This window comes from Hyphomicrobiales bacterium (assembly GCA_039989895.1).
Taxonomy (GTDB): Bacteria; Pseudomonadota; Alphaproteobacteria; order Rhizobiales; family JACESI01; genus JACESI01.
This window is the reverse complement of sequence record JBDXGY010000004.1, coordinates 156,676-181,800: the sequence shown is the minus strand read 5'-3', so window position 1 is coordinate 181,800 and position 25,125 is coordinate 156,676. Positions and strand designations below refer to the sequence as shown.

General features: G+C 46.2%; 20 protein-coding genes and 1 tRNA gene. 16 read left to right on the top strand and 5 right to left on the bottom strand.

Going from position 1 to position 25,125, the window contains the following annotated elements:
- Window positions 1–42 precede the first annotated feature (42 nt).
- Complete coding sequence (locus tag ABJ081_04200; GenBank protein ID MEP6355863.1) at window positions 43–1,842, top strand: hypothetical protein; 1,800 nt, start codon at window positions 43–45, stop codon at window positions 1,840–1,842.
- 48 nt (window positions 1,843–1,890) lie between these two features.
- On the opposite strand, the gene ABJ081_04195 is transcribed toward ABJ081_04200, so the two are convergent.
- The 4 genes from ABJ081_04195 to ABJ081_04180 form a co-directional block, all read right to left on the bottom strand.
- Entirely contained in the window at window positions 1,891–3,036 is a 1,146-nt protein-coding gene (locus tag ABJ081_04195; GenBank protein MEP6355862.1) for a type III PLP-dependent enzyme, read from the bottom strand.
- Window positions 3,033–3,926, bottom strand: coding sequence for a polyamine aminopropyltransferase (gene speE / locus ABJ081_04190; protein MEP6355861.1), 894 nt, complete (start codon window positions 3,924–3,926; stop codon window positions 3,033–3,035). The genes ABJ081_04195 and speE overlap by 4 nt, the downstream gene beginning before the upstream one ends.
- A gap of 3 nt (window positions 3,927–3,929) precedes the next feature.
- Complete coding sequence (gene speD, locus ABJ081_04185; GenBank protein ID MEP6355860.1) at window positions 3,930–4,526, bottom strand: adenosylmethionine decarboxylase; 597 nt, start codon at window positions 4,524–4,526, stop codon at window positions 3,930–3,932.
- 163 nt (window positions 4,527–4,689) lie between these two features.
- Window positions 4,690–5,472, bottom strand: a complete 783-nt coding sequence (locus ABJ081_04180) for an SIMPL domain-containing protein (protein ID MEP6355859.1) — start codon at window positions 5,470–5,472, stop codon at window positions 4,690–4,692.
- A 221-nt stretch (window positions 5,473–5,693) separates the two neighbouring features.
- Between ABJ081_04180 and ABJ081_04175 the strand changes: the two genes are divergently transcribed.
- The 15 genes from ABJ081_04175 (at window position 5,694) to ABJ081_04105 (ending at window position 24,457) form a co-directional block, all read left to right on the top strand.
- Window positions 5,694–5,770, top strand: a tRNA-Ile gene (locus ABJ081_04175).
- A gap of 170 nt (window positions 5,771–5,940) precedes the next feature.
- The gene (locus tag ABJ081_04170) at window positions 5,941–6,726 is read left to right on the top strand and encodes a hypothetical protein (GenBank protein ID MEP6355858.1); all 786 of its coding nucleotides are present in this window, start codon (window positions 5,941–5,943) and stop codon (window positions 6,724–6,726) included.
- A 204-nt stretch (window positions 6,727–6,930) separates the two neighbouring features.
- Complete coding sequence (locus ABJ081_04165) at window positions 6,931–9,180, top strand: alginate lyase family protein (GenBank protein ID MEP6355857.1); 2,250 nt, start codon at window positions 6,931–6,933, stop codon at window positions 9,178–9,180.
- A 162-nt stretch (window positions 9,181–9,342) separates the two neighbouring features.
- A complete protein-coding gene (locus tag ABJ081_04160) occupies window positions 9,343–10,311 on the top strand; it encodes a glycosyltransferase (GenBank protein ID MEP6355856.1) in 969 nt (322 codons plus the stop codon).
- A gap of 73 nt (window positions 10,312–10,384) precedes the next feature.
- Window positions 10,385–12,076, top strand: a complete 1,692-nt coding sequence (locus ABJ081_04155) for an ABC transporter ATP-binding protein (GenBank protein MEP6355855.1) — start codon at window positions 10,385–10,387, stop codon at window positions 12,074–12,076.
- Between the two features lie 196 nt (window positions 12,077–12,272).
- Window positions 12,273–13,418 carry an MHYT domain-containing protein gene (locus tag ABJ081_04150; GenBank protein MEP6355854.1) on the top strand — a complete coding sequence of 382 codons (1,146 nt, stop codon included), beginning with the start codon at window positions 12,273–12,275 and terminating at the stop codon, window positions 13,416–13,418.
- A gap of 145 nt (window positions 13,419–13,563) precedes the next feature.
- Window positions 13,564–14,577, top strand: coding sequence for a Fe(3+) ABC transporter substrate-binding protein (locus ABJ081_04145; GenBank protein MEP6355853.1), 1,014 nt, complete (start codon window positions 13,564–13,566; stop codon window positions 14,575–14,577).
- 151 nt (window positions 14,578–14,728) lie between these two features.
- Window positions 14,729–16,789, top strand: a complete 2,061-nt coding sequence (locus ABJ081_04140) for a 4Fe-4S binding protein (GenBank protein ID MEP6355852.1) — start codon at window positions 14,729–14,731, stop codon at window positions 16,787–16,789.
- Complete coding sequence (locus tag ABJ081_04135) at window positions 16,786–17,679, top strand: FAD:protein FMN transferase (GenBank protein MEP6355851.1); 894 nt, start codon at window positions 16,786–16,788, stop codon at window positions 17,677–17,679. Before ABJ081_04140 ends, ABJ081_04135 begins: the two co-directional genes overlap by 4 nt.
- Before the next feature lie 136 nt (window positions 17,680–17,815).
- Window positions 17,816–19,582, top strand: coding sequence for a PQQ-dependent methanol/ethanol family dehydrogenase (locus ABJ081_04130; protein MEP6355850.1), 1,767 nt, complete (start codon window positions 17,816–17,818; stop codon window positions 19,580–19,582).
- 117 nt (window positions 19,583–19,699) lie between these two features.
- Window positions 19,700–20,614 carry a MoxR family ATPase gene (locus tag ABJ081_04125; protein ID MEP6355849.1) on the top strand — a complete coding sequence of 305 codons (915 nt, stop codon included), beginning with the start codon at window positions 19,700–19,702 and terminating at the stop codon, window positions 20,612–20,614.
- A 6-nt stretch (window positions 20,615–20,620) separates the two neighbouring features.
- On the top strand, window positions 20,621–21,820 hold the full coding sequence (locus tag ABJ081_04120) for a VWA domain-containing protein (protein MEP6355848.1): 1,200 nt from the start codon (window positions 20,621–20,623) through the stop codon (window positions 21,818–21,820).
- A 6-nt stretch (window positions 21,821–21,826) separates the two neighbouring features.
- Window positions 21,827–22,156, top strand: coding sequence for an XdhC family protein (locus ABJ081_04115; protein MEP6355847.1), 330 nt, complete (start codon window positions 21,827–21,829; stop codon window positions 22,154–22,156).
- Between the two features lies 1 nt (window position 22,157).
- On the top strand, window positions 22,158–22,847 hold the full coding sequence (locus ABJ081_04110; protein ID MEP6355846.1) for an XdhC family protein: 690 nt from the start codon (window positions 22,158–22,160) through the stop codon (window positions 22,845–22,847).
- Window positions 22,844–24,457 carry a molybdopterin-binding/glycosyltransferase family 2 protein gene (locus ABJ081_04105; protein ID MEP6355845.1) on the top strand — a complete coding sequence of 538 codons (1,614 nt, stop codon included), beginning with the start codon at window positions 22,844–22,846 and terminating at the stop codon, window positions 24,455–24,457. The genes ABJ081_04110 and ABJ081_04105 overlap by 4 nt, the downstream gene beginning before the upstream one ends.
- 27 nt (window positions 24,458–24,484) lie before the next feature.
- Here the strand turns inward: ABJ081_04105 and ABJ081_04100 are convergent, their stop codons facing one another.
- Complete coding sequence (locus ABJ081_04100) at window positions 24,485–25,087, bottom strand: tetratricopeptide repeat protein (protein MEP6355844.1); 603 nt, start codon at window positions 25,085–25,087, stop codon at window positions 24,485–24,487.
- Between the last annotated feature and the right edge of the window lie 38 nt (window positions 25,088–25,125).

The window sequence follows — 25,125 nt, the reverse complement described above, 5'->3', positions numbered from 1 at the left end:
GGCCCGTTACTCTTGATGCGGGATCAAGAAGGCGGATGATGCATGGCTGAATTGAAGATTAGCTCTAAGGAAGACTTTGAGAAATGGCTTGAGGGAAAACCGCGTGAGGTTTCAATCACCTTAGCAAGCCGCACTGCGCTGCGTGTCTTTCCGCTGGTTGGTGATACCGCGCATCTCAAAGATTTTGATAAAATCATTGTTTCGCCCACCTTATGGGCGAATACTTTATCATGGGTCGCGGCGAAACATCCGACCCATGATAAAGATTGGGATTTTGTCTTCGCCACCACTGACGCCGCCAGCGCCGCCAACGACGCTTCGGCTGTTGCACGCACCATCAAGATTGCCGCCTCCGCGCTTGCTGCCAATGCCGCCGCCTCCGCCTACGCCACCCACCGCGCCGCCGCCTACGTCGCCACCTACGCCGCCTACGCCACCCGCGCCGCCGATCACGCCACCGCCGCTATCGCCGCCGCCACCCACACCACTCACGCGGCCGCTATCTTTTGGGAAGTGCTGACAGAGGATTGTCGTTGGCTTGAGAGTAAGGGAGATGACGCTACCGCCACTCTAGCAGCTCAGCCTTTGTGGCCTGATGGGGTGCCAGCGTGGATAGAAGCTGATGGGATGCCAGCGTGGATAGAAATTGAGTGGGGTGATCTCGTTCGCGAACTGCTGGAGGCGGATGAGAGCTGGCAGGTCTCTATCAATTGGTATGAAGCGCGCCTTCATGGTCGCCCAACAATCATGGCTCCTGATGATATTGTCGAAAAACTCGATCTCAATATCGCCCAGATGGATAAGAAACTGTGGCAAGGCGAACCATCTGCCCTCAACGCTGAAATGCAGCGCTTGATTGATGAAGCCTTGGCCGAGGCACGGGAGAGGGAGGGTGAGGAAGACGTTGGGGATACTGAGATTCCAGCGCTTGAGGCGCTCACCACAATTGGTCAAGGCAGATTAGGCAATAATTGGGTGCAAGATGATGATCTATACCGGATTGTCTACGATGAAAACGAAGATGATGTTGCAGCCACCCGCAGCAAAGTAACACAACAACTTCATGCTCCATTACGCCAAAAAGCTCGTGATTTTGCCAGAAGATGTGAAGGCATTGAGGATATTGTTGGGTGGGATAATTTTGAAGACGCAATATCTAAGTTTGTTGCCTTAGTAGATAAACCGCTTAAAGAAATTCCTCAGGAAATTGCACTGCTTTATGATGCAACGATTACGCTTGCGTCATTTTTGCAATATAATGCTGACTTAAAAGCTGTACCCGTCGGAAATAAGTCGCCACTTGATCCTGATATTGTGCGCATGTTCTCCGATCTCATCAGAACGGCCGCCCCGTGGGTTCGTAATTTTCCTACGGCAAGAGAACTTGATGATAACACTGGTGCCTTTTTAGATGACCCCAAGCTTTTTGCCCCTCAGGCGGCTGTGGTTTTTAAAAGCGCGGGAGAGCATGATCTTATCTCTGCAGAAGATAGAGATTTGATGATTTCGCTTCTACAAGCTTTGGAGAGAGAGGGTTATCAAGCGGTAAAAGCTGGTACACGCAGCACCCAATCAGCGAAGAATTTCGTTATTACTGTGATCACGACCTTTGCGTTAAGTGCAGTTTCTGGCAATTACGGCGCCAAATCTCCTATGATTGGCAAAGCCGGAGACTGGCTTGTTGAACGCGAAGTTCAAGTGACGGAGTTTATGGCTAATGAATCTCCAGATATTCAGGAAGCATTGCAAGCGTTATTTGCTGATCTGAAAGATAACAAAAATAAACAAAATGATGATGTGGGACCACGAGGTATTTTACGGCGACGTGAGGATGATCGGTAGCAAATTAATCTCCTCGTCATCCCAAGGCGTGTTCTTAACACTCCCGCCTCAAATCACCACCTGCTTTAAAGGGGCAAATCCGTTGAAGCCGTTTGAGGCATAAGTTGTTGTATAGGCGCCGGTGTTTTCAATGAAAAGCTCATCGCCGATTGTCAGTGACAGGGGCAGCGGGTAGGGGTTTTTTTCGTATAAAATATCCATGCCGTCGCAGGTTGGTCCCGCAATGACGCAAGCGCTGGTCTCGCCGTCTTCATCGCGATGGCGGAAGGGATAGCGGATCGCTTCATCCATGGTTTCCGCCAAGCCGCCGAATTTGCCGATATCAAGATAGACCCAGCGTGTGGGGTCGGTTTCTGATTTTTGTGAAATCAGCACAACTTCGCTTTTGATGATGCCCGCATTGCCGACCATGCCGCGCCCCGGCTCGATCATGGTTGCTGGAATGCGGTTGCCAAAATGACGCTTTAAGCTGTCATAAATCGCGGTGCTGTAATTGTCGGTGTCGGGAATATCGCTCAGATATTGCGTTGGAAATCCGCCGCCAAGATTGACGCTTTTAAGTTCCATGCCGCGCTCTTCGCACTTTTTGAACAGGACCGCTGATTGGGCGATTGCCTGATCCCATGCATCAATGTTGGTTTGTTGTGAGCCGACGTGAAATGAGATGCCATTAGGCTGTAACCCAAGCTGGCGGGCGCGATCGAGCACTTCTAAGGCCATGGATGCATCACAGCCAAATTTGCGCGACAGTGGCCATTCGGCGCCCTCGTTATCGGTCAAAATGCGGCAGAAGACAGAAGCGCCGGGGGCCGCGCGTGCGACCTTTTCAACTTCGGCAATACAATCAACCGCAAACAGCGTGACGCCGAGGCGGTGTGCTTTGGCGATGTCGGCTTCTTTTTTGATGGTGTTGCTGAAAGACAGTTTGTCAGCCGCCGCACCGGCCGCGAGCGCCATTTCGACTTCTGTGATGGAGGCTGCATCAAACGAGGAGCCGAGGCTTGCCAAGAGGCGCAGAATTTCAGGCGCGGGATTGGCTTTGATCGCGTAATAAATCGCGGTTTCAGGCATGGCGCGCTGGAAGGCTTTGAAATTATCGGCCACAATTTGCGTGTCGATCACGATGCAGGGGCTTGGCGCGTCGTTCTTGTCAAAGAAATCATAGATGCGGTTGTGGATGGCTGCATGGGTCATGCGCGTCCCCTTTCAACGGCATCATGAATGAATTTGGGTAGCGCGAAGGCGGCTTTGTGCACCTCAGGGGTGTAATAGCGTGTTTCAAAATTAGCCGCTTTGAAACGCTCAGCCAAAACATCAACGGGGATGTCTTTTAAAGCCGCATTATCGCTCGCCCAGCCAAGCGCCATATGGCCGCCGATATAGGTTGGGATGGCCGCTATATAAGCGCTTGCATCTTTGAAGATTTGAGTGAAACGCTGGATCGAGGTTACAAGCTCGTCTTCTTGTAAGAAGGGCACGCCGCTTTGTGTGACAAGCACGCCGCCTTGGTTGAGGCAGCGGTGGCAATTGCGGTAAAATTCTTGCGTGAAGAGTACAGCGCCCGGGCCGATTGGATCGGTTGAATCAATCATGATGACATCAAAGCGGCGGTCTGTTTCAGCGACAAATTTTGCGCCATCATCAATGATGAGATCAAAGCGGGGATCGTTGAAGACTGGTGCATTGAAGCTCGCAAAATGTTCCTTAGAAAAATCGACCACTGATTGATCAATCTCAACCTGTGTAAGGCGTGTGACCTCGTTATGCTTCAAGGCTTCTTCGGCCATGCCGCAATCGCCACCGCCGACAATTAAGATTTCTTTTACAGCGCCGTGCGCGAGGATGGGCACATGGGCCATCATCTCGTGATAGATGAACTCATCACGGCTTGTGACCTGCGTTATGCCATCAAGCATCAAGACCTTGCCGAAAAAAGGATTTTCGATCAGCTGCAAATGCCATTCATCAGTTTTTTGCTCATAAAGCACTTGGTCTGCCTTGAATGAGAATTGAACGTCGGCATGGAGCGTTTCGCCGACCCAGCCGCTGCGGACTGGTGCGTTTTGGTTGGCTTCATCTGTCATGATCTAAAGGCCTATCAGGGGACCATTTGCCGTGGCGGTGTTGGCGGAGCCATTTAACACATCTGTGCCACGTTTTAACTGCTTCACTTCAACGCGGCCTGCATTAAAGGCGTGCGATAAGATGTCGATGCAGGTTTCTGGCTTTGTGTCGCCGCACATGAAGACATCAAAGGCTGCATAGCCATTTTCGGGCCATGTGTGCACCGAGATATGGCTTTCGGCCAGAACAGCCACGCCGCTCACGCCGGTCGGCTCAAAAGGGTGCAGGTGAATGTGCAAGAGTGTCGCGCCAGCCTGTTCAACACATTCCAGCATAGCACTTTTGATGCGCACCTGATCGTTCAGACCTTCGGCGTCATAAAGGTCAATAATAATATGTGAACCAGCGAAAGTTTCCCCGTCTTTGGTCACAAAATAATCGAGTGAAGGTTCACTCGTGGAAGATGATTTTTCAACCGTATTCTCATCATGCTTATGCTTTGAGAATGACGTTAAATTCGTAGTCGTATTGTCTTCCGTTTGGGTGGTGCTTCTCGGCTCAATATCGGTTAGAGCCTCCAAGTCCATCCCCAATTGGAAGAGGGCGTCGTCGTTGCGCATGTCGCTCTCCCCAACCAGTAGATGTCCCGGAGTGGGGCTGAGCCCTTACGGACCAGCCTTCGCGGTTGGCGCTCCATATCGGTTTTTGTTTTGCGAGACAACACTTAATTTGCTTTCGAGGGGCAAAAAATGCGTTCCCACAATATTATGACCGGTATAGAGGTTATTGCTCGATTTCCCATTTGATTGCGACAGTGAATGAGAGTTGCTGTTCGCCGCCTGATACTGGGGTTGGTGCTGCTTCAAGTTTTGCGGTGCGCGCATAGCTTTGCACCTTTGGTCGGTTAATGTGGCGTGTGCCTTCTGATAAGGATACAAGCCTGCCGATTTTAACACCTGCGGCTGATGTGTATATTTCGGCTTTACGCTTTGCATCAAGCACGGCGGCGCTGCGTGCTTGATCAAGCAGTTCTTGTTTGTTGGAAAGATCAAAGCGAATGTTGCCCAGCTGATTGGAGCCGAATTGAACAACTTCAGTGATGGTTTTTCCCAGTTTTGCAAGATCAATTACTTTTACTGTGACGGTATTGTGCACTGTATAGCCAACAATCTTGGGTGCTTTTTGAACCTCGCCTGGTTTGGGGCGATAGTGATTGTAACGCGGTTGCACCGAAAAATTGGATGTTTGTATATGTTTTCTTTCAATGCCTATTTTCGTCAAAACACCGAAGATGTCTGCCATCTTCTTGTTGTTTTGATCCAAAGCCTTTTGTGCAGTTTTAGCCTCGCTGATCACACCAGACGAGATATAGGCAATATCCGGTTCGGCATTGACGATGCCGGTTCCTGATACTGAAAGTACAGGCACGGGGCGATGTGTTTCTGCGGCATGGGCTGATTGATTAGGTAGGTGTGTTGAAACAGTTGATAGAACAGGGAACAACATCAAGAAAACTATTGCCGTGGCAAGTTGTAAAGATAATCGTTTTGCGAGCTGTAATGTCATGTATGAATGTCCGTTCTTCTTCTGATTATTTGTAAAGTCTGAGGGTAGATTTTCTACCGCGCTTGTGGCGAGATTTTGATTTTGTCATATGATTTGTGGTTACGGCTGTATTTTGGCGTATAATTCACCAAATGCTAGATTTATTTTAGTCGCTCGCTTGTTTCCTGCACACTTCATGGTATAGCGAGAATATTCTGGCTCAAAGAGGCGGAATATTGGTAGGGCGTGTAGCTCAGTTGGTTAGAGCCGACCGCTCATAACGGTCTGGTCGGGGGTTCGAGTCCCTCCGCGCCTACCATGACCTTGCTCTTTTCTAGCTGGAGCGTTCGAAGATTCATTCTTCGTGTTTCATCATTTTATTTATCTTGCTACAGCCTTATCCTTCCTTTATTCACGTGTAACGTATGGAAATATTGCTATTTATGTTTTCGACATTTAATTTTAAGCACGAGATAGTCGGAATAAAAAATGGATAATGATAATCTTCCAGTTGTTATCTGCATGAAATGGGGTGAATTATATTCATCCGATTACGTCAATGTTCTTTACCATGCAGTTCAAGCAAATCTGAATATTCCCCACAAATTCGTTTGTCTCACAGATAATGAAGACGGGATCGTTGATGGTGTGGAATGTTATCCGATTCCTGACCCTCTCGTCACAGATGCTTTTACACGCCGAGGCTGCTGGCCGAAGTTAGTTTTGTTCCAGCCTGACCTATACGGTCTAAAGGGGCGGGCGCTTTTTATTGATTTAGACACAATTATATATGGTGATTTAAAGCCACTCATAGAAGCCGAAGGTGAAATAATCCTAATTCGTGAGTGGAGACGTTTTGTGGATTATTTTCGTAGTTGGCAGATTAACGGTCAAACGAGCATCTTTGCATTTAATCTTGGCGAATTGAGTTATTTGTATGAAATTTATGCTGCAGATCCTGTGGGGGCTTGTAAGCAATTCAGAAATGAGCAGCGATTTGTAACTCATTATGTAAAGAGTATGAAATTTTGGTCACACCCCACGGTTATTAGCTTCAAACGCCATTTAATGGCGCCGCCGCTTATCAATAGATTCGTGAAGCCTAAAGAGCCATTAGAGGAAACCAGTATCTTGGTTTTTCATGGAATTCCCCGTCCGATCGATGTTGTCCCGGATAATCAACAGGTTTGGGGTAGTTTCTTCCGGTATGGCCGTGGTGCAGTTAAGTACGTGCGTGACTATTGGTTGAAGCACGGTGGCAAAGACCCAGAGTAACTCGATGCTTCAGAAATGCTGAAGTAATACTCAAATTAAGCGATTATATAACGATAACTGCGGGCTCAGATAATGACCTTGCTTGTATTGCTCACATAGTATTATTTTGGGGAGTGAGCATACAGGCTGTTGTATAAACTATCTGGCCTAAAGAAGGAGGACTTCTCCTATATAAAATTAAAGATGATATATAGGAAAAATCCAATGCAGAGATGGGGTTCATATTTTAAAAAAATAAGAACAAAGCTATTTTCAAAAGCTAAATATTTTTTTAAACGAGTAGGCATTGGGAAGTTCGCAGAAAAACCCTCGGTACCTGAAAATTTAAAGCCTATAGGCACGATCTCGGAGCTAGCGGGTAGTCTTTCGTCTATTGCTGAGCCAATAATCAAGCGGAGTGTTGAGCAGTATTATTCTAATTTGTCAGATGATTTTGCTCTTTGCAGAATAATTGGTAACGATTTAGTGCCTCGTCATGAAGATGGCCAAACTTATAAAAACCTACAATTTACATTGGAGCAAGAACCGCATTTAACCAACTGTAAAAAAATGTGGGTGCTGAATCGAATAACATCTCACGATACTGAAAGTCGTTTAATAGCATTGCTAGAAAAACATGATCAACAGTACGAGCGTATACCGTTTGATCAAGATAGATTTAAGCGTATTGGGTTTGACTTTCAAAATGTCCCGGATAGTTCTGTTTTCTTCGATGGAACGTTAGATAATTTACCGTCAGCTGACCGCGATAGAATAATCGTTCAGACCTACAATTCCAAAAATAATTACGCAATGAATAGTAATAATGCTAGAAATTTTGCCTTAGAATTATGTCGATCTAATGCAAAATGGTCATTACCATTTGACGGAAATTGTTTTTTTACGGAGCAGGGGTGGGAAAGCCTTGTTAAGAAGGTAAAAAAAGAGGGACATAATCGATATTTTACCGTTCCTATGGAGAGGCTTTTAGATAATCAGCAAGCCTTAAACGTTGACAGAGTTCCAAACTTAACGGAAGAGCCGCAAATAATATTTCGCAAGGATGCTAGCCTCTCGTTTAACCCAATACATCCCTACGGCCGAAGACCGAAAGTAGAGCTATTGGTGGCGCTTGGTGTTAAAGGCCCTTGGTCCAAGTGGAAGTTATATCCTTATGACATGGAACAGCGTCGAGTCAGTAACGAGGGGCACCGTGTCGGCACGGCAGGTTGGGTTTCACGTTTGTACTCAGGAAAATGCCATTTAGAAGAAAACACCAAACTTGCTTTTATTGAGCGAGGTCAGACTCGCACCTATTCTATAATTTCAAATATAAATAGGCTGGAGAAAGAAGCATCTTTTTTCAACTCTTCAAAACCCTCTTTCTATGATTTGGAGGCGCTGAAAAATTGTAAGGCTAGCAAACAGGTGCTTTTCAAGATGGCAGACGATGCGCTGATGCGAGGGCCATATTCTGTCACTGATAAACCAAACCCTGGTCCAAGTGGAAACTTGCATGACTATTTCCATGCAGCACCTTATTGGTGGCCTAACCCCAACACTAAGACGGGGTTACCTTATATTTACAAAGATGGTGAGCGTGTGCTTGGTACGGAACTGTATGGACAGGGTAGCGATTCATATGATCGCTCGCGCTTGCAGCGGCTTTTTGAAGATACGCTTGTTTTAGCTCTTGCGAACGCAGTGAAGCCAAACGTCAAATATAAAGAACATGCTTTGTTACTGGTAAGAACGTGGTTTATAGAGCCGAAGCATAAGATGAATCCTCATTTGGATTTTGCACAAGTGCGTATGGGGCAGAACCAAAATCGTGGGACTGGAAGGGGAATAATAGAAACAAAGGATTTCTACTTTTTTCTGGATGCGATCAAACTGCTAAACGATGAGAACGTTATTGTTGGTGTGCAGGATTGGTGTGATCACTTTTTCAATTGGCTGAAAACAAGCCCGAGTGGAAAAAGCGAAAGCGCGCAGATGAATAATCATGGAACCTATTATGATCTGCAAACTGCTGCTTTTGCCGCGTTTTTGGGGAAATTTGAAGATTTGCAGCAGATCAATCATAGGGCCCAATCTAGGATAATAGCTAGTATTGAAAAAGATGGCAGGCAACCTTTCGAATATGCCCGAACGATGAGCCAACACTATGCGACGTTCAATTTACAAGGTTGGATTAATTTATTTACAATACTTGAAAGTGCAGGCTTAAAACCATGGAGTAGCGAAGCGGGCGCTCGCCTTGCAACCGCAATTGAACGGTTATCAAGCGACAGTGAACGTGGTTGGACGTTGAAGCAAGTCGAGCCTTTTTATACGCCGCGATTGTTGCCGCTAACAAATATTACTGCCCGGCTTGCGCAACAGTCGCCAGCATTTGGTAAGAAGGAAGAAGAACCTTTAATATTTGACCAGTATTTTGGAATTGCACCGTTTTGGAAATTCAGTCAGGCCTAGACAAATGTTGCTTAGCAACTAGAGATGTATTATCCATACAAAATGTACCTAAAGACATCCTATTATTTTTAATAACAATAAATATATCCGTTATAATGGGATAAAACTTTTGATGAGTTATTTGTGAAAACTGAACATAATTTATGGATGGTCAAAAATTAAATGCAGCCATCTTCCCCCAAATTACTAAAAATCGCTGTATCGTTGATTACCACTGGTAATAGATCTAATCTATTGAAAGCGGTAGTTTCTATTCAGGCATTAGAAGTTCCGGATAATACAGAATTATTTATCTGTATAATAGACAACTCACTGGACGGCGTGGTTCAAGAAAGCAATTTTTTTGAAACGTTAGACCCTAGTCCCATTTCAATAAAGTGCTTCCACGAGCCTCAAAAAGGTATACCTTTTGCACGTAACAAAGCCATTAAAATGGCACTTGAATTAGAAGCAGATTTGTTGTGCTTCATTGATGATGATGAGTTTGTTGCAGCAGATTGGTTAAAAGAAATTGTGTCTACTTGGCAAACATACCAAGCAGACTTAGTTGGTGGTCCTCTTTTTGTTGCTGATGCCGTTGAGGGAGCAACGTCTTGGCAAAAGTTTATAAATAAGAGTCTGCAGCAGCGGGCTGTCAGGAAAATGCGGCGTACTGCCGAAGCAGCTAAACGTGGTAAAAAGTACACCATAGTTACCAACAATTGGCTTTGCGATTTACGTTGGCAAAAACAGAACCAAGTGTGGTTTGATGAGGCATTAAAATACACTGGTGGTTCTGATACTCTATTTTTCAAGGAAGCTCAAAAAGTAGGGTGCGAAATAGCGTGGAATGAGAATGCAATTGTTTATGAAGTCCAGGATGTGAACCGCTTATCCTTACGATATCAGTTTTTTCGCGCCGCATCACAATCACTCAACCATTACAATATGAAGCATTTGGAGCCTGGTTTGTTTCGTATAGCGACGACGCTTGGCATTGCTTTATTAAAATTTTTATCCGGAATCTTGCTTTTCATTTTTCCAATATACGGAATTGCATCTTTGACTATATCCATCCGCGCTATGGGCTGGTCTTACGGACGAATTCAAGGATTAATGGGTCGAATATCGAATCTTTATGATAGATCCTAAAGTAACCTTAGCAATAGAAACATCTTGAGGCTCAATAACTGTCTATTGATGTTAAAGCTCGAAAGCATTCATCTTGAAGTTATTTGATAACGAATCAAGACATTTAATTGTCCGCTTATTCCGAGAAAACTTTCGGAATCATAAGCAGACTTATTTTTTGAGCATTATATTTATGGCATTTGCTGCATTATCCACCGCAGTTACTGCGTGGTTAATGCGCGACATCATTAATAAGATATTTGTGTCTCAAGAGCTTTCTTTGATTGGTGGTTTTGCGGTCATCATAATTCTTGTTTCCGCAATCAGAGGTCTTTCGACCTATGGCTATACTGTATTGTTGGCCAAGATTGGCAACGCTATTACCAGCCAGTTTCAAAAGCGTTTAATTTCTAAAATTTTATCTATGAAAGTGAGTTACATTTCAAAGAAGAATACATCGGAATTCATTGTGCGTATTTCTCAAAATGCACGTTCTGCTCAGCAAGTTTTTATAATGATATCGACGACACTAGGGCGGGATCTGATTACGGTGGTACTTCTTATTGGGGTTATGTTGTCTCAAGATATAGTTCTAACAGCGGTCGCATTTTTGGTGTTACCTCCGGCCTTGCTAGGCGTTTCATCAATAGTAAAAAAACTTAGAAGTATTTCTTCTGATGAAATTGGAGCGATGGATGCTGTCGTGGGGGCAACTCAAGATGCATTACATGGTTTTAAGGCTGTCAAATCCTTTAGGCTTGAAGATGAAATGGAAGCCAGAGTTCAAAAGGCCGCAGGCGGCTTGGAAGACAAAGCAAATAGGGTAATGTCGGTTCAAGCATCGACAGGTCCATTAATGGAAACGCTCGGGGGAGTTTCGATAGGCCTCGTATTACTTTATGCGGGTTGGCAAACGACATCATCCGAAACCGCTCCGGGCGAATTTATGGCTTTTATTGCGGCTTTTTTATTAGCCTATGAGCCGGCAAAGCGACTGGCCCGATTGCACACGAATCTGCAAAGGCCACTTAAAGCTGTGGCAAAACTATACAAGCTTTTAGATGCTGACGAGGTAGAGGGCATCATTGCTGATGCAAAAAATTTGGACATTTCCCAAGTAGCAGGAAAAGTAGAATTTCGAAATGTAAATTTTGGTTATTCCAAAGAAAGGCAGATATTGAATGATGCCTCTTTTGTGGCGCAGGCGGGAAAAGTCACGGCACTCATAGGTGAATCTGGAATAGGGAAGACGACGGTTTTCTCTCTTTTACAACGATTTTATGAACCGTCTTCTGGGCAAATAGAGATTGATGGAAAAGACATAAAACTTGTTCCCGTAGAACAACTTCGGGATGCAATTTCATACGTAGGACAAGAGACGCATTTATTTTCAGGAACGATCGCTGATAATATTGGGCTGGGTAAAATTGGTGCGAGTAACGAAGAAATTTTAGTCGCGGCAAAGGCTGCTTATATATCTGAGTTTATCAATGAGCTTCCGGATGGATTTAATACCATAGTAGCCGAGAGTGGGAGCAATTTCTCGGGCGGGCAACGTCAACGGATAGCAATTGCTAGAGCACTTCTTAAAAACGCACCTATACTCATACTCGATGAAGCCACTTCAGCCTTGGATAATAAATCTGAATCTATTGTAAAAGAGGCCATGTCAAATCTTATGGCAGAACGTACAACTATTATAATTGCTCACCGAATGAGTTCAATTGACCATGCTGATCAAGTATTTAGTGTAGAAGATGGAAAAATAAATCCGGTAGATTTGTAATTTAATGAGCTATTATCTTCATACAAAACCACTGTTTTATTAGATAAAATGACTGTTTTTTCGTTTTTTGACTATTCAATTGGTGAGGGCTGTTGATCCTCTTTCTTGTACACATTCTGATGACTTCAATAAGATGCTATTACTCTTTATAGTTGGTAGAGATTGAGCTGTTAAGGGAGGAACTTGTTTGCTTGAGGTGTCGCATAACTATTGGCTTGTTGTTGCCTCACTCGCGATCGCTTTGATGGCGGGTTTTACTGGCTTGTCGATATTGCATGGTGCATCCACTATGAGCATTGATCGGCGAAAGCGTGCTGTATGTTATGCAGCGGTGACATTGGGCGGCGGTATTTGGTCGATGCATTTTGTGGCCATGCTTGGACTGCAACTGCCAATCATGTTTTATTATGACACGCTTACTACGTTATTTTCGGCCTTGATTGCGATCCTTGTTGTGGGCGTTGCCTTGTTAATTTTGCACTTCAGAGTGCGGACTACTGCGACGAAAATAATTTCTGGGTCAATTATTGGTCTTGGTATTCTTGCGATGCATTATACGGGCATGTCCGGTATGGAAAGGTGCCTGCCGGTTTATGATTTTTTCGGTCTTTTGATTGCTTTCGTTGCCTCAATTACCTTGAGTATTGGCGCTATTTGGGTCGCCTATAGCGAGCGCAATCGCAAGAATATTATTTATGGTACTTTGTTCTTTGGATTTGCAGTTTTTGCCGTTCATTTTGTCGCAATGGCGGGTACGCGGTTTATTGTGATTGAAGCCATTGAAACCGCAGAACGGTTCATCAGCAATGACACTCTGGCTTATATCGTGACACTTGGTTCATTCATTATTTGTGGTGCCTTTTTGTTAAATTCCGCAACTTTTTCTCCGGCAGTGACAGCTCATTCTAGTGGCCATCAACCAGCAGTCATTCTGTCACTTGAAAATGAGGGCGGCGATGAAGCTTTAGATAATGCGACACCTGTCGCAGATACCGCCGCAAAGCGCTCTGCTCAGGTTCCTTATGAAAAGAATGGGAAAACGTTCTTTATCGCATATAGTGACATCGCGGCCATTCGTGCCGAGGGGCATTACACCATTGTTTATAGCAAGGATGAGAAGCTGTTTTGTTCTTGGTCTTTATCGGAAGCGGAAAAGCGTTTGCCGGATACAAGTTTTGTAAAGACCCATCGTTCCTACCTTGTGAATCCAGACCATGTGAGTGGTTTTGAACGTAAAAAAGATAATGGAGTTTGCTTTTTTCAAACTATCGCTTCGCTGGAAAAAGTGCCTGTTAGCCGCACTCGCCTTCCTGTCATCCGCAAGGCGCTTGGTTTGATTTAATGGCATAGCTTATGGTGTGTTAGAAAATTCTAATTTTTAACTTGACTAATTTACTCATATATTAGACTGTGCGCTCCAACGTACCTCATTAAGTGCGCGAGTTATCAGTCAATCGGAGACACTATAAGTGATAAAGAATTTCAAAATAAGCATCGCCGCTTTACTTGCTGCGACATGTGCGAGTGCAGTCAACGCCGCTGAAGTTAATATTTATTCGTATCGTCAGCCGCAGTTGATTGAGCCTATATTGGCGACTTTCACAGAGAAAACAGGTATCAAAACCAATGTTGTTTTTGCGAAGAAAGGTCTTGTTGAGCGCCTTAAAGCTGAAGGTCAAAATTCGCCCGCTGATTTGATTTTGACTGTTGATATAAGCCGACTAGATGGCGCAAAAGCAGGTGGCGTAACACAGGCTGTTTCTAACGAGATATTTAATACCAATATTCCTGATCAATACCGTGATGAGGAAAACCATTGGTTCGGTCTTACAACACGTGCCCGTGTTGTTTACGCGTCTAAAGATCGTGTGGCTCAAAACGAGATTACCTATGAAGAACTTGCTGACCCAAAATGGAAAGGCAAAATCTGTACCCGTTCTGGTCAGCATGTTTATAATCTTGGTCTCTTTGCATCCATCATCAGTAATGGTGGCGAAGAGGGCGCCAAGACTTGGCTTGCAGGCTTAAAAGACAACCTCACACGTAAGCCGACAGGAAACGATAGGGCGCAAGTGAATGCGATCTATTCGGGTGAATGTGATATTTCACTTGGCAACACCTATTACATGGGTTTGATGCAAACAAACGAGAAAAAGCCGGAGCAAAAAGAATGGGCTGAATCGGTCAAAATTCTATTTCCAAACAGCAATGGCCGTGGAACACATGTGAATATTTCTGGCATGGCGCTCACGAAGCATGCACCAAACAAAGATGCGGCTATCGAGTTGATGGAATGGCTTTCTGGAGATGAGGCACAAAGTCTCTATGCGGAAGTCAATTTTGAATATCCGGTAAAACCTGGCGTTGAAGCGTCCAAGCGCGTGCAAAGCTGGGGCAGTTTCAAGGCAGATACTCTCTCACTCAATGACATCGCAGGAAACCGCGATAAGGCCAGCGAATTGGTGGATGTTGTTGATTATGATGGCGACCCAAGCTCTTAAGGCTGGACCCGAAATAAACCACATTACCCTCTCTTCCCTTCTAATTGTCATGACTCATTTTCAATGGTAGAAGGAAGTCGAGCACAGGGAGGGTTTTGTGGGGATTTTGCGATTTATTGTCCTAACTATGATAGCTTTAAGCTTCACAGTTATGGCAAATCGCGCGGTTGGCGAGCCGCTTTCTAAAGAAATTTTATCTGAATATGTATTTGCTCCCTTTTCCATTGGTGAACTGGTCAATGACAAGGGCGTATGGGAGCTTTTAAATTCAGGTGGGGCACATACGGGTTTTGTATTTGAGACTGAGCCTCTAGCGCCTTTACCTGGTTTTTCTGGCGCAGCGATCAATATTCTTGTAGTGCTTGATCTTGATGGTAACTTTCTGGATGTGAAACTTCTTTCACACAATGAACCGATTTTTGTTTCTGGTCTTGGCGAAGCACCATTTCGTAAATTTTTTGAGCAATATCGGGGGCACTCGATTTCCTCATCCATGGTGGTCGGCACGCCCTATGGTGAAGGATCCTCTGCCAGCTCTCTCGTTTATCTTGATGGTGTGACCAAGGCAACCGCAAGCGTTCGTATTGCGCACGAAAGCGTTCTAGCTGCCACTTTGTCTGTTGCTCGTGAAAAGATGCAGGGCGTTTCCACGTCGCCACCAGCCAGTCCTAATGTTGAATATACAGAAGACTTGTCATGGGACGGGCTGGTTGAGCAAGGCTTGGTGACGCGCAAAACATATCTGAATAAGCAGGTCAATAAAGCTTTTGAGGGCACCATTTGGGAGGATGACGACCAAGAGGCGCTCGATAATCCAGATGAAGTCTATCTTGATTTGTGGGTGGTTGATCTTGGCCCACCATCGATTGCGAAAGCTGTTTTGTCGGATGATGGCTTTGCTGAATTACAAGAATTCATGACCATATCTGATCACGACGAGCCGCTGCTTGTTATTGAGACGGGACGGCATGGTTTGGTGTCAGACGAATTTGTCCGCAATACTTCACCGGACTGGATTTCTGCGGAACAAAATGGGCTTCCTGTCGGCTTTCGGGATTCAGATATTGAGGCACAATTAAATGATGCTGTGCCGGATAGTTTACATGACGGCGTGTCGCTTATTTTGCGAACGGACAGGCGGCTTGGTTTTGATCCTACAAGTGAACTGATTTTAAAAATACAGGCTGTCAGAGAGCACGGTGTTTTTCGTCCAGAGATTGGTAGTGTTTTTCTTGAGGTCCAGCATGCAACGGATGAACGTTTTTTTGTGCGAGAAAAGATAGTTAAGCCGGTGCCACCTTGGGTGGATGCACTTCGCAATCGTCAATCTGATCTTGTCATTGCAGGTCTCTTTTTACTGGGGCTTTCGGGCATGCTTTTAACACGTATGCATCCGCTCGCCAGCCATCAATATTTCACGCCTATTCGGCTTGTAATTCTGGCTTTTGTTATTGGCTTTATTGGCTGGTGGGGGCAGGGACAATTGTCAATTGTGACTGTGCTTGGCACAATCAAAACGGCATTTGAGGGCAAGAGTTTTGGCTTCCTTATCTATGATCCGTTCTCTCTATTGATTTGGGGCGTTACCATTATTGGTTTTGTTTTATGGGGGCGTGGATTATTTTGCGGCTGGCTTTGTCCGTTTGGCGCGCTACAGGAGTTTGCTCATCATATCGGTCGATTGTTACACCTTCCGCAATATGAGCCTTCTGTAAAGTGGGACGCGCGTCTGAAATATTTGAAATACGTCATTTTAGCCGGGTTGGTGGCAATTGTTTTCATCGCTCCTGATCACGTTGATAAAGCGGCGGAAATAGAACCGTTTAAGACAGCGATCACAGTCTATTTTGTGCGTGAATGGTATTATGTAGCCTATGCGGTTGGGTTGTTGTTGTTCAGCGCAGTCTTATTCAAAGGGTTTTGCCGTTACATTTGCCCACTAGGGGCTTTCATGGCAATAGGCGGGCTTTTGCGTGGTCGGGACTGGATTAAACGCCGTGAGGCCTGCGGTAGTCCGTGTCAACTTTGCAAGGTCCAATGCCAATATGGTGCGATCGAAAAATCTGGAAAAATTGACTATAATGAATGCTTTCAATGCCTTGATTGTGTGACGATCTATGATGATGAAAATCGTTGTGTCCCAATTGTTCTTTTTGGAAAAAATCGAAAAAATAAATTGGTGAATACTGGCAAGGAACTTGAGGCTTTATGACACTTTCCAGACGCAGATTTTTGATGATCGCAGGTGTGGCGTCAGTTCTACCTTCTGCCGCAGTTGCTAAGACACATCGCTGGCGCGGTCGTGCGCTGGGCGCGGAGTGCGAAATTACCCTGCATGGTGATGAAGGTGTTTTCAATGAGGTTGTCAAGCAGACGCAAATTGTTTTGCGTGATGTCACAAAGCTCTTCAGTCTTTATGAGGACACTTCATCTTTGTCACGGTTGAACCGTGATGGGTTTTTGAATGAACCGGATAGTCGTTTCCACGATTTATTAGATGCGATTAATGTTGCTTTTGAGCAAACTGATGGATTGTTTGACCCGAGCATTCAACCATTATGGAAGGCGCTTTTCGAGGGGCGTTCAGGCCATGCGCTTAGCAAGTTTGTCGGCTGGAATAAGGTCACACGCGAGGGGAACCATATCACGCTTGGTGCGAGCCAAGCTTTAACCTTCAATGGAATTGCTCAAGGCTTTGCGACCGATTTAATTCAGCAAAAGATGGTGGCGGCAGGGGTTGTAAAAACACTCATCAATATGGGCGAATACAGCGCTATAGGTGGTCCTTGGAAACTCGGCATTGCTGATCCGGTATTTGGCACCATTGGTCATAGAACATTGCATAATAACGCTATCGCAACATCAAGTCCGGCAGCGATGCGTTTGACAGACAGTCAGTCACATATTCTCCATCCCCACAAGCGGAGTGCCCCTTTGTGGTCGACGGTCAGTGTTGAGGCGAAAACGGCAACCACAGCAGACGCTTTGTCAACGGCATTTTGCCATGCGCCTCTTTCCAAAATACGAGAGATCGCGACGCGTGCTGATGGGGTTAATTCTGTGACCCTTATAAATAACGTTGGTGATGTTGTTACGCTGTAATTTTATATGGTTCTCTTCAATCCATCACAATGGGTCTAATTAGTAATTTATAGAATTATATGCGTGGAAATGGGTTCACAAATGTTCCAAATGAGTTATCATTTGTATTAGTTTGATTTTAATCTGGGAGGATTTAATGAAAAAATTATTTTTAACAACAACTGCTTTTGCCATGGCGATTAGTGTTGCCAATGCTGATGTGACGGAAACTGATTTGCAAAATGATCAGGTCAATACAAAACAAATTGTAACCAACGGCATGGGCCGCCACCTACAACGTTATAGCCCTCTCAAAACACTCAACAAAAGCAATGTGAAGAACCTAACCCCTGCTTGGGCATTTTCGCTTGGCGGCGAGAAACAACGTGGTCAAGAAACACAACCCCTGATTTATGATGGCGTGATGTATATCACCGGTTCTTATTCTCGCATGTATGCGATTGATGTAAAAACAGGCAAGGAACTCTGGCAATATGATGCCCGGCTTCCAGAGGGTATTTTACCTTGTTGTGACGTTGTTAATCGTGGTGGCGCCATTTATGGAGATAAAATATTCTTTGGCACACTGGACGCACGTATTGTTGCGCTAAATCTGAAAACAGGTGATGTGGTATGGCGCAAGAAAATTGCCGACTACAAAGCAGGATATTCTTATACCGCCGCGCCTTTGATTGTTAATGGTCTGGTTGTTACGGGTAACTCAGGTGGCGAATTTGGTGTTGTCGGAGAAGTTCAGGCCCGCAATGCTGACACGGGTGATCTTGTATGGTCACGTCCTGTGATAGAAGGTCACGTAGGCACCTTAAACGGCAAGCCTTCCACCACAACCGGCACACTCAACGCTACATGGCCTGGCGATCTTTGGAAAACTGGCGGTGGTGCTACTTGGCTTGGTGGTTCCTATGACATTGATACCGATACATTGGTCTTTGGTGCTGGTAATCCTGCGCCATGGAACAGTCACTTGAGGGATGCAGGCACGCCGAAAGACGATAATTCAGGAGATAACCTTTATGCAGCATCGCGTATTGGGATTGATCCTAAAACCGGTGAAATCAAATGGCATTTCCAAACCACACCGCGCGAAGGTTGGGATTATGACGGCGTGAACGAGGTGGTGGCCTATACAGACCGTACAGGTAACAAACGTTTTGCAACAGCAGATCGTAACGGCTTCTTCTATGTGTTGAACCGCGAAGACGGTAAGTTCGTACGAGGGGCGCCTTTCGTGAAAGATATTACATGGGCAAAAGGCCTCGATGAGAATGGTCGTCCGCTCTTCAATGAAGAAAACCGCCCGGGCAATCCGGCGGATGCAGCTGACGGTAAAAAAGGGAAAACAATTTTTTCTTCTCCCTCTTTCCTTGGCGGTAAGAATTGGCAGCCAATGTCATTCAGCCAAAATACCGGCAATTTCTATGTGCCATCTAATGAATGGGGCATGGATATTTGGAATGAGCCTGTTACCTACAAAAAGGGTGCGGCTTATCTGGGGTCTGGTTTTACGATCAAGCCAAACTATGAAGACCATATTGGTAGCCTGAAAGCGATTGATCCAGATACGGGTGACGTTAAGTGGGAATACAAAAACAAAGCACCACTTTGGGCTGGCGTGATGACCACTGCTGGTGGCCTTGTGTTCACTGGTACACCAGAAGGTGAGTTCATCGCATTTGATGATGAAACAGGCGAACAGCTTTGGTCATTCCAAACAGGTTCTGGCATCGTCGGACAGCCTATTACATGGGAACAAGATGGTGAACAATTTGTCTCTGTTATCTCAGGTTGGGGCGGGGCGGTTCCGCTATGGGGCGGCGAGGTTGCCAAGATCGTCAGCTACCTTAATCAAGGCGGTACACTTTGGACCTTTAAGTTGCCAAAACAGTTGGCTCAAGCGAACTAAGAGAACGATCTTATATTAATATGAAGGCACGCTTTTTCGAAAGCGTGCTTTTTTTATTCTTAGGCCTATAATCGCTTCATGTGGAATATTGGCTTGAACACAATCAAAAGGCGTTTCATGGCAAAACAACTACCCCAATCTATTGATGACACATTGGCCCTTCTTAAAGGGGCTGATTATGTGACTGAGCGTGCGCTTGCGACCGTTTTATATCTTGCGTTGAAATTGCAACGCCCTCTGTTCCTTGAAGGCGAGGCGGGTGTTGGCAAAACCGAGGTGGCCAAGGTCTTGGCTGAGGCGTTGGCTCGCCCACTGATCCGTCTGCAGTGCTATGAAGGGCTTGATGTTTCCTCCGCCGTTTATGAGTGGAATTATGCCCGGCAGATGACGGAAATTCGCCTGTCTGAAGCTACGGGTGATACGGATAAAAAAGCCCTCGCGAAAAATCTTTACAGCGAAGAATTTTTGATCGAGCGGCCTATCTTGAGTGCCATGCGTTCCATCAATGGAAAGGCACCGATTTTGCTGATTGACGAGCTGGATCGGGCTGATGAGGCCTTTGAGGCTTATTTGCTGGAGGTCTTGGCGGAAAATCAGGTTAGTGTGCCGGAAATAGGGACCATTAAGGCGGTAGAGCCTCCGATCGTCATCATCACATCAAACCGCACCCGCGAAATTCATGATGCCTTGAAACGGCGGTGCCTCTATCACTGGGTGGATTATCCAACGGCTGAAAATGAGCTTGATATCGTCAAGCGTAAGGTATCCGGTGCGGGAGAGCGCTTGTCGGCTGAAATCGTCGCCTTTGTTCAGCGCTTGCGTTATGCGGAGCTTTTCAAAAATCCGGGCGTTGCAGAGACGCTGGATTGGGCAACCGCTTTGTCTGAATTAGATCAAGCAGCACTCGACCCTGAAATGGTATCCGATACACTGGGTGTCTTGCTAAAATATCAAGATGATATTCAGAAAATACAAGGTAGCGAAGCAGCGCGGCTGATCGAAGAAGCGCGCAATCTTGCACAGGCCGGGTAGGGCTTGATGGCTGGCGTTCTTCCTGAAAATATAGCGCATTTTGCCCGTGCGCTTCGGCGCGCAGGTTTGCCTGTTGGGCCTTCTTCCGTGGTGGAGGCGGTTAAGGCTGTTGAGGTGGGTGGGCTTGGTTCGCGAGATGATCTTTATTGGACATTACATGCAAATTTTGTCAAACGCCGCGATCATTCAGCTGTGTTCCATGAGGCTTTTCATTTGTTCTTTCGCAAACGCGATTTGATTGAAAAAATGCTGCAAATCTTGTCGCCTGTTACCAAAGGCGTAGAAAAAGACAAGGAAAAACCAAAAGCAGGTGCGACACGGGTGTCAGATGCGTTTTTCAACCAGCCGGATGAGAAGCATGATGATGATATCGTGCCGGAGATCGAGGTTGATGCACGCTTTACGATGTCGCAAAAGGATATTGTGCGCACAAAAGATTTTGCGCAAATGACGGTTGATGAACTGAGCGAGGCAAAGCGTCAGATTGCAGGTCTTCAATTGCCGGTGGATAATATCAAGACACGACGGTTTGCTCGTTCCCATCACACAATCAAGCTGGACATGAGCGCCACCTTACGTACATCTATGGGTTCAGGTGGAGATCTTCTTTTGCCGCAATTTGTTGCGCCAAAACATGTGCCGCCGCCGATCGTGGCCTTGTGTGATATCTCGGGATCAATGAGCCAATATTCGCGTATCTTTTTGCATTTTCTGCACGCTCTAGCAGAGAAAAACCGTCGTGTTCATACGTTTTTGTTTGGCACGAGACTGACCAATGTGACCCGCCAATTGAAGATGAAGGACCCTGATGAGGCACTTGATGGCGTCAGCGATGCTGTACTCGACTGGTCGGGGGGAACGCGGATTGCCTCTACTTTGCGCAGCTTTAATCGCGATTGGTCACGCCGCGTTTTGGGGCAAGGGGCGATTGTGCTTATGATAACCGATGGGTTGGAGCGTGATGGTGTGGATGAATTGTCCCATGAGATGGACCGCTTGCATCGCTCTTGCCGTCATCTTTTGTGGCTTAACCCGTTGTTACGCTATGATCGTTTTGAGGCTCGCGCGCAGGGCATTCGGGCGATGTTGAACCATGTTGATGACTTTCGGGCGATCCATAGCATTGATGCGATGGCTGATTTGTGTTCTGCCTTGTCAGAGCCACGCATGACACGCCATGATCCCAAGGCATGGCTGGCGGCATAGGAGAAGATGATGCAGAGCAAAGACAGGCTTGATGTTCTAACAATTGCTGAGCAATGGAAGCGGGATGGGCGTGCGCTGGCGCTTGCGACCGTGATCAAAACATGGGGCTCTGCACCGCGTCCGGTTGGGGCACATTTGGTGATTGACGGCGATGGCAATTTTGAAGGCTCTGTATCTGGCGGATGTGTTGAAGGGTCAGTGATCACTGAGGCGATGGATGTGATTGCCGATGGTCAAGCTCGCACTTTGTCGTTTGGTGTTGCAGATGAAACCGCTTGGGAGGTTGGGCTTTCTTGTGGTGGTGAAATTGCCGTCTATCTTGAGCGGGTGACATAAGATGGAGCTTGAACTTCTTTCTCGATTGAATGAAATGCGCTCAAAGCGCATTGCTGTGATTGTTGCGACCGATATGACGGATGGCTCGCAATCGGGTAAGGGACGACAACGGCTTTTTGTACGCGGCGAGATTTCTGATGATGAGCCATTGAATGATGAATTGAATGCTCGTTTTTTGTCTGGTAAATCGGGATCAGTGGGCGAGGTTTTTCTTGCCGTTTATCTGCCGCCACCACGGCTGGTTATTATTGGCGCAGTTCATATTTCGCAGCATATGGTAGGATTGGCGCAGGCCGCAGGGTTTGATGTGAGCGTGATTGATCCGCGCACGGCCTTTGCAAGTCCAGAGCGATTTCCCAATGTAACGCTTCATGCTGAATGGCCGGACGAAATTTTAAACGATCAGCCGCTGGATTCCTATACGGCGCTCGCGGCTCTTACTCATGATCCAAAAATCGATGATGTGCCGCTTGAAGCTGCTCTTCATGCTGGGTGCTTTTATGTGGGGGCTTTGGGCGGGCGCAAGACCAATGAAAAGAGAATTGCTCGGCTGCGATCAAGCGGCGTGAGTGATGATCAGTTGGCCCGTATCGACGCGCCGATTGGTCTTGATATCGGGGCAACCAGTCCTGCAGAAATTGCGGTTGCCGTTCTGGGCAGTGTGATTGCTAACTTACGAGGTAAGGCGTGATATTTGGTGAGATTGAAACGACGAAGGCTGAAGGTTGCATTCTTGCTCATTCTCTAAAAGGTAAAACCTTTCGTTTTAAAAAGGGCCGTCCTTTATCTCGTTCAGATATTGAAATCCTAAGGCTTGAAAATATTTTGCGCGTTGTTGTGGCGCAATTGAGTGCAGATGATGTGCATGAGGCTGAGGCAGCAAAACTGATCGGGAAGACGGTTGCGGGCACTGGCCTTCGTGTGGAACCACCCTTTACAGGCAGGGTCAATTTATTTGCGCGTAAGAGCGGAGTGATGATAGCGGATATACCGAAGGTGAATGCACTCAATCAACTCGATCCATCTATCACCTTTGCAAGCCTGCCCAATTATTCGGTTGTTGAAGAGAACCGCATGGTGGCAACGGTAAAAATCATTCCTTTTGCTGCGCCAAAACAAGCCGTGACAAAAGCGGAAGCTCTAGGCGAGATGGTGGTGCTTCACCCCTTTGTGCCAAAGCGTGTCGTGCTGGTATCCACGGTGTTGGAGATACTTAAGCCTTCCACTATGGATAAGACGGCCCGTGTTCTTGAGGAGCGGTTGAAGCTTGGCAAATCAGTGCTTACTCGTGAAATTCGTGTTGCGCATGATGCCCTCTCGGTTGAGGCTGGATTACAAAAGGCACTGGCGGAAAAGCCTGATTTGATTATTCTGTTTGGCGCCTCAGCAACAGTAGACCGTGATGATGTTGTACCGCAGGGTCTTGCGCGCGCGGGTGGCACTTTGCATCAATTTGGAATGCCGGTTGACCCGGGAAATCTCTTGTTCTTGGGTGCGTTAGACGATGTGCAAGTGTTGGGCGCGCCGGGGTGTGCTCGTTCGCCTGCGCATAATGGTTTTGACTGGATTTTGAATCGGTTGCTGGCAAATATTCCAGTGACTGGTGATGATATTATGGGGATGGGTGTTGGTGGATTGCTGATGGAAATCACCTCGCGTCCTCAACCAAGGGAGAATGTTTTGGTGGATGAGGACGATACAAGCCAAAAGGTGAGCGCTATTGTGTTGGCAGCGGGGCGATCCACACGGATGGGCGGCCCGAATAAACTGCTTGCACAATTGGATGATCAACCACTGGTGCGCCATGTTGTTTCAAATCTTACCTCAAGCCGTATCGATGAGATTGTCGTTGTGACCGGTCATATGCATGATGAAGTTGAAAAGGCATTGGATGGCTGTGCTGTTCGCTTTGTCCATAACTCTGATTTTGCAGATGGTCTTTCTACATCGCTACGTGCGGGGATTGACGCTTTGGATAGCACAGCCGATGCAGCTCTCATCGCTCTTGGTGATATGCCATTTGTGACGAGTGAGGCTTTTAATTTGATGATTGATGCTTATGATCAAAACGAGACGATTTACGCAGCTGTTGCCACATCGAACGGCAAACGCGGTAATCCCGTTTTGTGGTCTAGACGGTTTTTTGATGCGTTGAAATCAATTCAAGGAGATACAGGTGCCCGACATTTGATCGGTGAAAACGAAGCGATGATTGCCGAGGTGGAAATAGGGAAGGCGGCAGCCCTCGATCTTGATACGCCTGAAGCCTTGAGTGATGTTGGTGGGACGATTGGAAATTAATGCATTCGCATTAAACTGATCGTTGGATTAAAATACTCGTTTTTTGAACTTCCAACTGTCGGCATCCGGCGTCACGACTTCTGGATCATAATTGCCTTCGCGCAATTCTATAGCAGCCTTCACGCCGCGCTTTGCGGCACGATCAACATAAGTTTTTCCAAGCGTCTCATCTTGCTTAACGCCGTAACCGCGCAGAAGGTTGAGGCCATAATTAAATTCACCAATAGGATCACCAAGCTGAGCTGCCTTGCGGTCCCATTCAGCTGAGGCCTTGGCATCTTCATCGGCACCAAAACCATTTTGATCCATATAGGACATCCACGTCATTGTGCCGGTCCAGCCTTTTTTAGCGCAGGCCTCAAACAGCTCGCGTGCCTGTTTATGGTCGCCTTTTTTGGTCATCAAATAGCCTTGTGCGCAGATAACCATATTGACATCCCCGCGCGATGCACGGGCTAGCGACTGCTGCAATGTCATTTCTTCAGGGTTTAAGACGCCGCCCGGGTCATCCTCGATCTTATCGTTCGCCGTGACTGGCCCCAAGAGCAATGGGGACAATGACACGGCCAGCAAAAGGCCTAAAGTGGTTTTTGATCGTGTCGATTGTGATCTTCTTTGGATGATTTTCATGATCGTGTTCTTAGCAAAAAACGGATGGTTTATCCATC